Raw genomic sequence first — 12,329 nt, forward strand, 5'->3', positions numbered from 1 at the left:
TAATCCACTTACATCAAGAAGAACAAAATTTCATTCAGTTGGCAACCGAAAACAATCGGCATGCACAACAGCAGATTTATACGAAGTTTGCTCCAAAAATGTTGGGTGTTTGCAGACAATATATAAAGGACATTCAACAAGCCGAAGATGTAATGATTACCGCGTTTATGAAAGTTTTTGTCAATCTCAAAAATTTTGAAAACAAAGGAAGTTTCGAAGGTTGGATCCGCCGAATTATGGTCAACGAAAGTATATCTTTTATCCGTGCACAAAAAAAGGTCAGCTTTATAGAAGACACTTATTACAAAGAAGAAGGTTTCAATAATATCGAAAGTAACTTGTCGGTGGAAGACATTCAATCTCTTATCGATAGCTTGCCAGAAGGCTACAAAATGATTTTTAACCTCTACGCCATCGAAGGTTACAAACACAAAGAAATTGCAGAAATGCTCGGAATAAACGAAGGGACATCAAAATCGCAATTGTCGCACGCTCGAAAAATGTTGCAAGAATTGATTAACAAAAAAAAGAATTATCATAATGGAACCGAATAATATAGACCAACAATTCAGAGAAAAACTGAACGCCAGAACCATCAAACCTTCAGAAAATTCGTGGGACCGACTCGACGCGATGCTTACTGTGGCCGACCCCAGCGTTAGCGAACCGGCGAAGCACAAACCGAAACGAAATTTCAGATGGATGTATGTTGCAGCGAGTATTTTGGGATTTATTTGTATCGCAACCGTTTTTTTGAGTCAAACAGAGGAAATGATTGATAACGAGCGCCAACCTGTTGTTTTTGAACAGCAAAAAGTTACAAGTTCTGACACTGTTTTAAAAGAAGTTTTAGAAGTTCCTTCAAATCGTTCTGAAGCCGAAGTCGTAGCCAATCCTGAAATTGATGTAAACAAAAAGCCGAGGACAGAAAAAATTTTGCTAAGAAATATTCAAACCGCATCTAAAAAACCAACAGTAGAAACCGCTACAGCTTTTACAGAAAAATCCAACGATACCAAAGCAGCAACAAGCAACGAAACCATTCAAAAAGCGGAACTAAATACAGACATAAAGGTAAATGCTGCTGCATTATTAGCATCGGTCGATCCAGGGAAAACGACGCAACCGAAACTTTTAAATGCCAAAGCAGTGAAAGTAAATACCAACGAATTACTCTCGCAGGTAGACAACGAATTAGAACTTTCCTTTCGAGAAAAAGTCATTCAATCGGTCAATAAAAAATACAAAGAAGTCAAAGTTGTCGTAACCAACCGGAATTTAGAATAATCAATTCATAATCACTTAAAAACAATCAATCATGAAAAATGTTACCATTTATCTAGTAGGAGCGCTTTGCCTATTTTTATCGAAGGTTCAAGCCCAAGAAACCTTTGAAATGCGTGTGCGAAAAATTGCCAACAAAATCGAAAACACCACGAAAGAAGAAAAAGAAGCACTCAAAAAAGAAGTAGAAGAAGTAAATTTTCAACTCGAACAAGGAACAATTACCGCCTCACAAGCCGACGAACAAAAAAAGAAATTAGCCGAAACCCGTGCTAAAAATATCGAAAACCGCATTGCCGAATATCAAACGGAACTTAACGAAGTTGTACAACTCAAAGTCGACGGCAATATTGCAGAAAATTTCGGTACACAACCTGGTGATTACAAATTTAAAATTCACCACGAACTGACAGACAGTACTTACATTCATATTGTTGGGATAAAGAAAAGGCGTAATCATAAAAGAAATTTCAACCAAAAACGCACCACTTCTCAATTTGTTTTCGCAGCGGGTGTTAACAATCTTGTAACCGATGGAGCAGTAGCCAATTCCGACTACCGTTATTGGGTATCGCATTTTTACGAATGGGGTGTGGCTTGGAACACCAGAATCGCCAAAAACAACAATTTATTGCATTTCAAATACGGAGTTTCATTGATGTACAACAATCTTCGACCAACCGACAATCGCTTTTTTGTCGATAACGGCAACACGACCGATTTAGAAGTAAACCCAATCGGTTTAAAAGAATCCCGATTCAGAAACGTCAATATCGTCGTGCCTCTTCATTTGGAATTCGATTTTACCAAAAAAAAGCAACACGAAGGCAAGCAAATATTCAACACCCACCAAAGCGTCCGCTTCGGAATCGGAGGATTTGCAGGAGTCAACATCAAGTCGAAACAAATTTTGGAATACGAACAAAACGATTATGAAACCCGCGAAGTCACCAAAGGCAATTTCAACACCAACGATTTTGTGTACGGACTAAGTACCTACATTGGTTACGAAGAAACCAGTTTGTACCTCAAATACGATTTGAGTCCACTTTTTAAAGACAACCCCATCAATCAAAACAACATTTCCTTAGGCGTTCGATTTGATTTCAACTAAAAACTTGAGTTAGTTACAAGTTTCCCCAAAAGCGTTTCTTTTCCAAGAAGCGTTTTTTTATTTGGAGCAAATCGCTTGGGCATTTTTTGGTTTCCCTATTCCTGCCATCCTTCCAAATCTCCCGAAGAAAAATCGGGAGGATTTTCCCTCCTGTCAGGGCTATCAAGGGTTTTACGTTTCCTCTTGGTTTCGCCTCAAAAATCCCAAATCTCAAATCTCAAATCCCAAATCCCAAATCCCATCTTTCTTCGTACCTTTGTTCTTTTAAACTAAACTATGATTTCCAAAGCCACCATCGATACCGTATTTGAAACCGCTCGAGTAGAGGAGGTCATTGGCGATTTTGTACAATTAAAACGAGCAGGAAGCAATTTCAAAGGACTAAGCCCATTTTCCAGTGAGCGATCTCCGTCGTTTATGGTTTCGCCGGTAAAGCAAATCTGGAAAGATTTTAGTTCCGGAAAAGGAGGCAACGCCGTGGCTTTCTTGATGGAACACGAACATTTCACCTACCCGGAAGCCATCAGATATTTGGCCAAAAAATACAACATCGAAATCGAAGAAACCGAACAATCCGACGAGCAAAAAGCAACAGTCGATTTGCGAGAAAGTTTGTTTTTAGTTTCCGAATTTGCCCAAAAATATTTCCAACACAGTCTTTTAGAAACCGACGAAGGAAAAGCAATTGGCTTGTCCTACTTCAAAGAACGCGGTTTTTCAACGGAAACCATCAAGAAATTCGGACTCGGTTATTCGCCACAAGCTTGGGATGCATTTTCTAAAGAAGCGCTCGGAAAAGGCTACAAAACAGAATTCTTGGAAGCAAGCGGTTTGACCATCGTAAAAGAAGATCAAAATGTGCTCGATCGGTTTCGAGGCAGAGTAATGTTTCCTATTCAAAGTATGTCGGGCAGAACTTTGGGTTTTGGTGGTCGAATTTTAACCAACGATAAAAAAGCAGCCAAGTATCTCAACTCTCCCGAAAGTGAATTGTACCATAAAAGCAAAGTCTTGTACGGTATTTTTCATGCTAAACAAGCCATTGCCAAACAAAACAATTGCTATTTAGTCGAAGGTTATACCGATGTCATTCAGTTCCACCAAACCGGAATTGAAAACACAGTGGCTTCTTCAGGAACGGCTTTAACACCCGATCAAATCCGATTGATCAACCGATTGACCAAAAATATTACCGTACTTTTTGATGGTGATGCTGCAGGACTGAGGGCTTCGCTTCGCGGAATCGACTTGATTCTAGAAGAAGGGATGAATGTTAGAGTTTGTAGTTTTCCCGATGGGGAAGATCCGGATAGCTTTGCCAAAAAATATAATTTCGAACAAGTGACCGAATATTTAGAAGCAAATTCGAAAGATTTTATTCAGTTCAAAGCGTCTCTTTTAATGGCCGACGCCAAAAACGATCCTATCAAAAAAGCCGATTTGATTCGAGAAATTGTGGTGAGTATTTCAAAAGTTCCCGACCGAATTCAACGGGAAATTTACGTTCAGGAATGTTCCCGAATCATGGACATTTCAGAGCAAGTTTTGGTAAGTACCTTGGCACAATTGATTCAAAAGGATACCGTTGAAGCGGGTAAAAAACTCAAGCAATCCGAAACCTCAGGACAGAAGTCCTTTGAAGTTGTAAAAGATACTAACGTAACAAGTACTTCCCAAAAAGTAGACGTCCAATACGAAATTGAACGAAAAATTATCGAGATTTTACTTCTTTATGGTAACGCCGATGAAGAGTTTGAAGATGTTTTGTTGCGAAATAACGAAGACGGCGAAGTGGAGCAGTATTCTGAAAAACGCAATTATAAAGTATTTGAACGCGTGTATCTCAGTTTGCAAGAAGATGAGGTGGAGCTGGCAAATCCTTTGTTTTTAGCTATTTATAACAATATCATGCAGTTTTTTCGTGAAAACGAAACGTTCAACACCGAACACTATTTGATGCAACTGCCTCAAGAGCTGGCACAAGAAGTTACCGATGTTTTGATGGAAGACGAAAAAGTTACCTTGCACAATTGGGAGGCACAAAATATTATTGTGAAAGAAAAATCGCATGGCATCAGTCAGTATGTTACGGAAACTATTTTAACGCTGAGGTGGTTTCTTGTGGATAAAATCATCGAGGAATTAAAGAAAGAAATTTCTTCCGAACCTGACGCCGATAATTCAGAAACCCTATCGATGGCAATGGATTATTACAAATTGATAGGGTCGTTTTCTTCAAAACTAGGGCGTGTCATGTCGCGCTACCATATTTAATTACACAATTTCTAAAGCTTTTGCTTTATTTACCAAATCGATTAAATTGGTAACACCCAGTTTGTTCAATAAGCGTAACTTGTATGTACTAATTGTTTTCTCATTTAAATTGAGCAATTCTGAAATTTCATTATTTTTTTTGCCGTTAATCAAATAGCTCAACACTTCTTTTTCTCTCGAAGAAAGTTTGCGGTACATCTGTTGATCGTTATGCATTCGGGCAGAAGAAAGAATACTTTTGTGTACAAATTCGCTAAACATTGTTCGGCCTTCAGCAACGGTAAGTATCGCTTTTTCTAAATTGGGGAGTGGTTCATTTTTCGAAATAAATCCAGCAGCTCCTGCCTTTAAAGAAGTTACACCAAACAATTTTTCCGAAGCACAGGTGTAAATCAAAATTCTGGTAAACGGATTTTCTTGGATGATTTTTTTTAACGAATTAATACTGTGTAAACCTTCTAATTCAATATCAATGATTAAAATTGTGGCATTATTCGCTTTCAATGAGCGGTCAATGTCATTTAAATTAAAAAGGGTATCGTTAATCGAAATCTCGGAATGGTCTTTAAAAAAACAATTAATGCCTTGCATTACTACGGGCTGATTATCAGCAACACAAATACTTATCATAATAGTATTAATTTTAATTAACATTATGACTTGGGGTCTGTAAAGATAATAAATAAAAGTTAAAATTGCTAAATAAATGTTAAAATATGAATTTTTTCTTAGTTATGAAATTTTACAAACCGGTATTGGATTCATTTTATGTTGGTTAATCGTATTCAAGCGTTTGTAAATTTTAAAAACTTCCAATGCGCGACCTTCAAAATCATCAACTGTTTTGCCCGATTCATCCGCAAGCATGGCACTTTCTAATTCATCATAAGAAGCACCCAATTGGTCTTCGTCTGTTCGATCATCCCCAAAAAGTCCGTCTGTAGGTGCCGCATTTAAAATGGATTCAGGAATTTGTAAATACCGTCCCAATTCATACACCTCGCTTTTTAGCAAATCAGCAATTGGACTCAAATCTACGCCGCCATCGCCGTATTTGGTGTAAAACCCTACGCCAAAATCTTCCACTTTATTTCCCGTTCCTGCGACCAAAAGGCTTTCAATACCTGCAAAATAATACAAAGTAGTCATTCGCAAACGCGCTCGAGTATTGGCCAAAGCCAAATTGTATTTGGCAACATCATTACTTTTTACAACAGAATTTTCAAAAACGTCAAATGTTTGCGTCAAGTCGACAACTGCATTGGTAACATTTGAAAACCGCCTTTTCAATTGTTCAATGTGTTCTTTACCTCGATTTACTTGCTTTTCATCTTGATGAATGGGCATTTCCAAGCAGAGTACCTTCAAGCCAGTTGCGGCACAAAGCGTTGATGTAACGGCCGAATCTATGCCACCTGAAATCCCGATGACAAAACCGTTCACTTTTGCATTTTCGGCATACGTTTTTAACCAATTGATGATGTGATTGGATACTTTTTCGGCATTAATTTTATTCTTTTTTTGCATTTCAGTTAGCGTTTTTAAGCCACAAGGAGTGTATATTTGCAGCGTTATTTATTGTGCTATAAAATTATAAAAAAACAGCAGTAATAAAACAGTGATTATATAGTTTTTATAAGGCTGTCTTGCTATAATCTATTGAAAAAAAGAAATTCTACAAATGAAAAAAATACTCGTATTTATAGCCGTATCGCTTATCCTGTTTTCTTGCAAAAATCAATCAGAAACAGAGAAAATGATTGAGGAAATCCCCGTTTCCTTGAAAATGACCCGTTTTGACAAGCTTTTTTTTGAATCCAACCCGAAAAATTTAGGGAAATTAAAAACGGATTATCCCGAATTTTTCCCACAAGATGTGCCCGATTCGGTTTGGACCAACAAAATGACTCATCCGATGTGGAAAGAGTTGTACAGCGAAATTCAAAAGAAATACGGCGATTTTAACGATCAAAAAACAGAAATCGAAGGGGTTTTTAAACATGCCAAATTTTATTTTCCCAACACGCGAATGCCCGAAATTTTTACGGTAGTTAGCGAAATGGATTACAACAGTAAAGTTATTTACACGGGCGATTATTTGCTAATTGCTATGGAATTGTACTTAGGCAAGGACCATGAGTTTTACAAAAGTGAGTTTCCCGCATACATTCGGCAGAACTTTGAAGCTTCGCAAATAGTTCCCGATGTGGTAACGGCCTTGTCGGCCAATCAAATTCCAGAGGATGTAAACAAAAACTTGCTTTCGCAAATGATTTTTGCTGGTAAAGAATTGTATATCAAAGATTTGTTGATTCCGGATTATTCCGATGCAGATAAAATAGGGTACAGTCCTGAACAAATACAGTGGTGTCAAGACAATGAAAGTTACATGTGGCGATACTTTATTGACGAAAGTTTACTTTACGACTCCGATCCAAAACTCGCAAGCCGATTTATTCACAAAGCGCCTTTTTCGAAATTCTATCTCGAAATCGACAATGAGTCACCGGGTCGAGTAGGTGCTTGGTTGGGATGGCAAATTGTTCGGGCGTATGCCGAAAACAACAAAGTGGATGCAAAAGAACTTCTAGTTACCGACGCAACTACCATTTTTAATAATTCAAAATATAAACCAAAAAAATAATGGCAAATACTACTTCAGAAATAAAATTTTTAATTGATTTAGATCATAATCGTGTACCGGAAAAACTACAATGGTCTGCCGAAGACGGTGGCGTTAACCAACAAGAAGCCAAAGCGATAATGCTATCAATCTGGGACAGTAAACAACAAGAGACCTTGCGAATTGATTTATGGACCAAGGACATGCCGGTGGATGAGATGAAAAAGTTTTTTCACCAGACCTTGGTTGCCATGTCGGACACTTTTCAGCGAGCCACAAACGATGAAAAAATGACCGATACAATGAAAGATTTCTGTGATTATTTTGCAGAAAAGATGGATTTGATAAAATAGTTAGCGGAATCTTGAAAGAAAATTTTCTAAATCTCTACAAAAGGTTATTTTTAAACATATCGTCATTGATTGCAGCAATATATTCTAAAACCGTCTCTTTGCCCATTCCATCTGTTGAAGAAGTTACAAAATACTGTGGCATTTCTTCCCAATTATTAGCATACATCTGCTTTTTGTAAGCAGCAATGTGAGAGTCAATTTTCGTTTTGCTTATTTTATCAGCTTTTGTGAAAATAATGCAAAACGGAATTTCACTTTCTCCCATATAACTCATAAATTCAATATCGATATTTTGCGCTTCATGGCGAATATCAATCAGTACAAATGCACAAACCATCTGTTCGCGAGTTTCAAAATAATCCGTTATAAATTGTTGAAAAACAGATTTTGTTTTCTTGGAAACTTTGGCATATCCATATCCAGGCAAATCGACCAAAAACCAATTGTTATTGATTTTAAAATGATTAATCAACTGCGTTTTCCCAGGACGTCCAGAGGTTTTTGCTAGATTTTTATGGTTCGTTAGCATGTTAATCAACGAGGACTTTCCGACATTCGATCTTCCAATAAATGCATATTCCGGAATGGGTTCTTTCGGACATTTACTCACTTCAGAATTACTGATGATGAATTCGGCGGTATTGATTTTCATAGTTTTCTTTATTTGAGGCAAAGATAAGCAAAAAAAAGAACCACCATTTAAAGTCTTTTCTCTTCAAATAGTGGTTTATTCAGTTGAAATTGATTTTACAAATTAACTTTTTTTAGCCAGTTGTACATCAGTTCGTTAAATTCGTCGGGGTGTTCCATCATTGCTGCGTGACCACATTTATCGATCCAATATAAGGAAGAATTAGGTAAAAGTTGATCAAATTCTACGGCAACATCAGGTGGGGTAACATTATCATTTTTGCCCCAAATAATACAAGTCGGAACGTGCATTTTAGGTAAGTCTTTGGCCATATTGTGTCGGATGGCACTTTTGGCAATGGTTAAGGTCTTTATGAGTTTGATGCGGTCGTTGGCCATTTCGTACACTTCATCTATAATTTCTTTAGTCGCAATTTTAGGGTCGTAAAAAACAGCTTCTGCTTTTTTCTGAATGTAATCGTAGTCGCCACGACGCGGATAGCTGTCGCCCATAGCGCTTTCATAAAGTCCTGAACTTCCTGTTATTACAAGTCCAAGCATTTTTTCCGGGTACATTTTTGTATGGTACAAAGCAATATGTCCTCCAAGTGAATTTCCTAATAAGATAACCCTGTCAAATCCTTTAAAAGTGATAAAATCCTTTACGTATTTGGCAAAAGCTTTCACATTTGTTTTTAGTATACTTTGGGTATATATCGGCAATTCCGGAATCACAACTTTATAACCTTTGGCTGGAAAAAATTGGGCAACACCATCAAAATTGCTGAGTCCGCCCATTAATCCGTGCAGAATTATGATAGGAGTTCCCTCGCCCGCTTCATAATATTTGTACCGTCCTTCTTTTTTTAATTCGTGTTCCATTCTAAATTGTTGGGAGTATTTTCTCGAAAAGTCGAGACCACAAATATAGGATTTATTAAAAGAAAATCATTTTTTGGAAAATCTTTTTTTAACAAAAATAGCGCAATTGCAGCTGTTGTTTTTTCGACGGTCTCGGTAATTAGTTTGCGCTCTTGTAAAGTTAAAAAAGAAATTTGTTTATTGAGATTTTATTATAGAAAGTGCATTTTAGATGGCTCTTGCGAAGATTTAAATAACGAATGTTTTAAGAACGTTGCAAAAGCTTAAAGTATATCTAATAAAATCTTAATATTCGGAATATCAATAAGTAAGATTTAAAATCATTAGGTGGTAAAACTTATTAACAATGTGGGAAAAAGTGGTAAGTTGTGGTATTTTTTTTTATATTTTTGCTTCTTAATAAACAAACTCACATTGAATTCAATAATCGGGACATACGAATGTAAAGTAGACGTCAAAGGACGAATGCTTTTACCGGCGCCTTTAAAAAAGCAGTTGAATGCTTCTTTACAAGACGGTTTCGTGCTGAAACGCTCGGTTTTTGACAAATGTTTGGAGTTATGGCCTATGGCAGAATGGAATTTGATGATGTTGAAAATCAATAAACTAAATCGATTTAACAAAAAAAACAACGATTTCATCCGGAAGTTTATGGCGGGTGTCAAAATTATTGAAATCGACGATTTGGGTCGCTTGCTGATTCCTAAAGATTTAGTGGTTTTTGGTGCGATTCAAAAAGATATTGTTTTGTCTTCCAAAGTCAATATCGTAGAGATTTGGGATAAAGATTTGTACGAGCAATCAATAGGCGGTGGCGATGAAGATTTTGCTGATTTAGCAGAAGAAGTAATGGGAAATTTATATGAAGATGGAAATGGAATATCATAATCCAGTTTTGCTAAAGGAAACGGTTGATGGTTTAAATATCAAGCCAGATGGCATCTATGTGGATGTTACTTTTGGCGGTGGCGGTCATTCAAAAGAAATTTTAAATCGATTGGGACCAAACGGGCGTTTGTTTGCTTTTGACCAAGATGAAGATGCTTTGCAAAACGCACTACCTGACGAACGATTTGAATTGATTAACGAAAATTTCCAGTTCATAAAGCGCTTTTTAAGGTTCCATAACGTGCGGCAGGTAGACGGGATTTTGGCTGACTTAGGTGTTTCATCCCACCAGTTTGATGTAGCTGAACGCGGTTTTTCGACCCGTTTTGATGCCGAATTGGACATGCGAATGAGTCAGAAAAATGATTTAAGTGCTTTTAAAGTTGTCAACGAATACGATGAAGCAAATCTTCGTCGGGTTTTTTTGGATTATGGTGAATTGAAAAATGCGCCTGCAATTGCTCGAACCATTTTAGAGTTTCGGGCACACGACGAAATTCGAAATACCGAACAGCTCAAGCACGTTTTGGGAAGATTTCTCCCGGCACACAAAAGCCACAAAATTTTGGCACAAATGTACCAAGCCATCCGAATTGAGGTCAACCAAGAAATGGATGTTTTGAAAGAATTTCTGGAGCAATCATTAGAAATTCTGAAACCAGAAGGCCGTTTAAGCGTGATTTCATACCATTCACTAGAAGACCGTCTGGTCAAAAGATTTATAAAAAACGGGATGTTTGAAGGCGAACCTGAACGGGATTTCTTCGGAAATTTTACGGTTCCGTTAAAAAGTATCGGGAAATTAATAGTTCCCAGCGCCGATGAAATTTACAGAAATAATCGAGCTCGAAGTGCGAAGTTGCGTATTGCTGAAAAAAGATAAAATATAATGAAAGGCAGAATTTATAATGTTTTAAAAGCACGTTTTTTAGTGGATGAAGATGCCAATAGAAATTGGGGTTTTATCCTTTTCGTCGTTTTTTTAGCCATTATAATGATTGCAAATGCCAATAGTTATGAGCGAAAAAACATAGCTATAAAAGCATTAGAAGAGGAGGTCAAAGAGTTGCGTTCCGAATTTGTAGATCGACGTTCCGAACTGATGGAGTTGAAATTAGAGTCGACCATCGAAAAAAAAATGATTGCAAAAGATATTAAACCATCAACAGTACCTCCTGTAAAAATTAAAGTAAAAGCAGTAGAGCCAAAGCAAAATTTTCTAAAAAAAATATGGCAATAGAAGATAAAAATATTTCCTATCGAATTTACCTTTTTGCATTGGTAGTGTTAATCATTGCCAGTGCAATTGTGGTAAAACTCACTAATATACAGTGGGTAGAGGGCGATTATTATCGAAAATTAGCCAAGGAACGCTCGGTTAAAAACTTTGTCATTCCTGCCAATAAAGGAAATATTTACTCGGCTGACGGGAGTTTATTAGCCACTTCTATTCCTAATTACAAAATACGTTTTGATGCTGTGGCGCCAATAGATGCCAACTTTAAAGCCAATATTGATGCTTTGTCCGACTCGTTGTCTGTTCTGCTTGGTGAGTCAAGTAACGAATACCGAACCAGTTTGACTCGTGCTCGAAATAATAAAAACAGGTATTTTTTAATTGCACGGGACCTGAGTTATACCGATTATATGCGAATCAAAAGTTTTCCATTGTTCAACCTCGGAGCTTATAAAGGCGGGATTATCGTCGAGCAAGAAACCGTTCGGGAGCATCCTATTGGAAAAATTGCCGAACGAACCATCGGATACGAACGTGTGGATCATAACGGAAAAACGCGAATAGCTGGAATTGAAGGTGCTTTTTCAAAATATTTGAACGGCAAAGATGGAAAAATATTAAAACAACGCATTGCCAAGGGCCAATGGAAACCCTTGCGCGACAATAACGAAATTGAACCGCAAGACGGTTATGATATTGTATCAACTATTGACGTGTACATCCAAGATATTGCCCATCACGCGTTGTTGAAACAGTTGGAGTATTACGAAGCCGATCATGGCAGTGTAGTCGTGATGGAAACCCAATCGGGCGAAATCAAAGCGATTGCCAATTTGGGTCGTGATTCAAACGGCAATTATTATGAGAAATTAAATTATGCCATTGGGGAGTCGCAAGAGCCAGGTTCCACATTTAAATTATTGGATTTAATTGCATTATTGGACGATAAAAAAGCCGATACCAGTTCGATATACGATACCAACGGCGGTGTAATTGAATATTACAAACGCAAAGTTCGGGATTCCAATAAAGAGGGTTACGGGA

General features: G+C 37.3%; 14 protein-coding genes. 10 read left to right on the plus strand and 4 right to left on the minus strand.

Annotated features, from left to right (window positions below; all coding sequences use genetic code 11):
* The first annotated feature begins 2 nt into the window (after positions 1-2).
* The 4 genes from ACIQ2X_RS08230 (at position 3) to dnaG (ending at position 4,672) form a co-directional block, all read left to right on the plus strand.
* Positions 3-554, plus strand: a complete 552-nt coding sequence (locus ACIQ2X_RS08230) for an RNA polymerase sigma factor (RefSeq protein WP_396178448.1) — start codon at positions 3-5, stop codon at positions 552-554.
* Positions 541-1,287, plus strand: a complete 747-nt coding sequence (locus ACIQ2X_RS08235; protein ID WP_396178449.1) for a hypothetical protein — start codon at positions 541-543, stop codon at positions 1,285-1,287. The genes ACIQ2X_RS08230 and ACIQ2X_RS08235 overlap by 14 nt, the downstream gene beginning before the upstream one ends.
* A gap of 31 nt (positions 1,288-1,318) precedes the next feature.
* Positions 1,319-2,398 carry a hypothetical protein gene (locus ACIQ2X_RS08240; RefSeq protein WP_396178450.1) on the plus strand — a complete coding sequence of 360 codons (1,080 nt, stop codon included), beginning with the start codon at positions 1,319-1,321 and terminating at the stop codon, positions 2,396-2,398.
* Positions 2,399-2,674: 276 nt separating this feature from the next.
* The gene (gene dnaG, locus ACIQ2X_RS08245; RefSeq protein WP_396178451.1) at positions 2,675-4,672 is read left to right on the plus strand and encodes a DNA primase; all 1,998 of its coding nucleotides are present in this window, start codon (positions 2,675-2,677) and stop codon (positions 4,670-4,672) included.
* Here the strand turns inward: dnaG and ACIQ2X_RS08250 are convergent, their stop codons facing one another.
* Complete coding sequence (locus ACIQ2X_RS08250; RefSeq protein ID WP_396178452.1) at positions 4,673-5,302, minus strand: LuxR C-terminal-related transcriptional regulator; 630 nt, start codon at positions 5,300-5,302, stop codon at positions 4,673-4,675.
* Between the two features lie 102 nt (positions 5,303-5,404).
* Positions 5,405-6,199, minus strand: coding sequence for an NAD(+) synthase (gene nadE / locus ACIQ2X_RS08255; protein ID WP_396178453.1), 795 nt, complete (start codon positions 6,197-6,199; stop codon positions 5,405-5,407).
* A gap of 154 nt (positions 6,200-6,353) precedes the next feature.
* Between nadE and gldB the strand changes: the two genes are divergently transcribed.
* Entirely contained in the window at positions 6,354-7,316 is a 963-nt protein-coding gene (gene gldB / locus ACIQ2X_RS08260) for a gliding motility lipoprotein GldB (protein ID WP_396178454.1), read from the plus strand.
* Positions 7,316-7,648: a gliding motility protein GldC gene (gene gldC, locus ACIQ2X_RS08265; RefSeq protein WP_396178455.1), complete on the plus strand. Its 333-nt coding sequence runs from the start codon at positions 7,316-7,318 to the stop codon at positions 7,646-7,648. The genes gldB and gldC overlap by 1 nt, the downstream gene beginning before the upstream one ends.
* A 34-nt stretch (positions 7,649-7,682) precedes the next feature.
* Here the strand turns inward: gldC and yihA are convergent, their stop codons facing one another.
* Together yihA and ACIQ2X_RS08275 are read right to left on the minus strand one after the other, a co-directional pair.
* Positions 7,683-8,300, minus strand: coding sequence for a ribosome biogenesis GTP-binding protein YihA/YsxC (yihA, locus tag ACIQ2X_RS08270; RefSeq protein ID WP_396178456.1), 618 nt, complete (start codon positions 8,298-8,300; stop codon positions 7,683-7,685).
* A 95-nt stretch (positions 8,301-8,395) separates the two neighbouring features.
* Positions 8,396-9,160 carry an alpha/beta fold hydrolase gene (locus ACIQ2X_RS08275; protein WP_396178457.1) on the minus strand — a complete coding sequence of 255 codons (765 nt, stop codon included), beginning with the start codon at positions 9,158-9,160 and terminating at the stop codon, positions 8,396-8,398.
* 414 nt (positions 9,161-9,574) lie between these two features.
* On the opposite strand from ACIQ2X_RS08275, the gene ACIQ2X_RS08280 reads away from it, so the two are divergent.
* The 4 genes from ACIQ2X_RS08280 to ACIQ2X_RS08295 form a co-directional block, all read left to right on the plus strand.
* Positions 9,575-10,048 carry a division/cell wall cluster transcriptional repressor MraZ gene (locus ACIQ2X_RS08280; protein WP_396178458.1) on the plus strand — a complete coding sequence of 158 codons (474 nt, stop codon included), beginning with the start codon at positions 9,575-9,577 and terminating at the stop codon, positions 10,046-10,048.
* Positions 10,023-10,931 carry a 16S rRNA (cytosine(1402)-N(4))-methyltransferase RsmH gene (gene rsmH / locus ACIQ2X_RS08285; protein ID WP_396178459.1) on the plus strand — a complete coding sequence of 303 codons (909 nt, stop codon included), beginning with the start codon at positions 10,023-10,025 and terminating at the stop codon, positions 10,929-10,931. The genes ACIQ2X_RS08280 and rsmH overlap by 26 nt, the downstream gene beginning before the upstream one ends.
* Positions 10,932-10,937: 6 nt before the next feature.
* Complete coding sequence (locus tag ACIQ2X_RS08290) at positions 10,938-11,288, plus strand: FtsL-like putative cell division protein (protein WP_396178460.1); 351 nt, start codon at positions 10,938-10,940, stop codon at positions 11,286-11,288.
* On the plus strand, positions 11,279-12,329 hold a 1,051-nt coding region (locus ACIQ2X_RS08295), incomplete at its 3' end, for a penicillin-binding transpeptidase domain-containing protein (protein WP_396178461.1). The genes ACIQ2X_RS08290 and ACIQ2X_RS08295, both read left to right, overlap by 10 nt.

The sequence above is a fragment of the Flavobacterium sp. genome (assembly GCF_044368625.1).
Classification (GTDB): Bacteria; Bacteroidota; Bacteroidia; order Flavobacteriales; family Flavobacteriaceae; genus Flavobacterium.

Excerpts from the sequence above, each read along its gene's own strand:
- ACIQ2X_RS08235 (WP_396178449.1), top strand. The coding sequence starts at position 541 with ATGGAACCGAATAATATAGACCAACAATTCAGAGAAAAACTGAACGCC.
- ACIQ2X_RS08240 (WP_396178450.1), top strand. The coding sequence starts at position 1,319 with ATGAAAAATGTTACCATTTATCTAGTAGGAGCGCTTTGCCTATTTTTA.
- dnaG (WP_396178451.1), top strand. The coding sequence starts at position 2,675 with ATGATTTCCAAAGCCACCATCGATACCGTATTTGAAACCGCTCGAGTA.
- ACIQ2X_RS08250 (WP_396178452.1), bottom strand. The coding sequence starts at position 5,302 with ATGATAAGTATTTGTGTTGCTGATAATCAGCCCGTAGTAATGCAAGGC.
- nadE (WP_396178453.1), bottom strand. The coding sequence starts at position 6,199 with ATGCAAAAAAAGAATAAAATTAATGCCGAAAAAGTATCCAATCACATC.
- gldB (WP_396178454.1), top strand. The coding sequence starts at position 6,354 with ATGAAAAAAATACTCGTATTTATAGCCGTATCGCTTATCCTGTTTTCT.
- gldC (WP_396178455.1), top strand. The coding sequence starts at position 7,316 with ATGGCAAATACTACTTCAGAAATAAAATTTTTAATTGATTTAGATCAT.
- yihA (WP_396178456.1), bottom strand. The coding sequence starts at position 8,300 with ATGAAAATCAATACCGCCGAATTCATCATCAGTAATTCTGAAGTGAGT.
- ACIQ2X_RS08275 (WP_396178457.1), bottom strand. The coding sequence starts at position 9,160 with ATGGAACACGAATTAAAAAAAGAAGGACGGTACAAATATTATGAAGCG.
- rsmH (WP_396178459.1), top strand. The coding sequence starts at position 10,023 with ATGAAGATGGAAATGGAATATCATAATCCAGTTTTGCTAAAGGAAACG.
- ACIQ2X_RS08290 (WP_396178460.1), top strand. The coding sequence starts at position 10,938 with ATGAAAGGCAGAATTTATAATGTTTTAAAAGCACGTTTTTTAGTGGAT.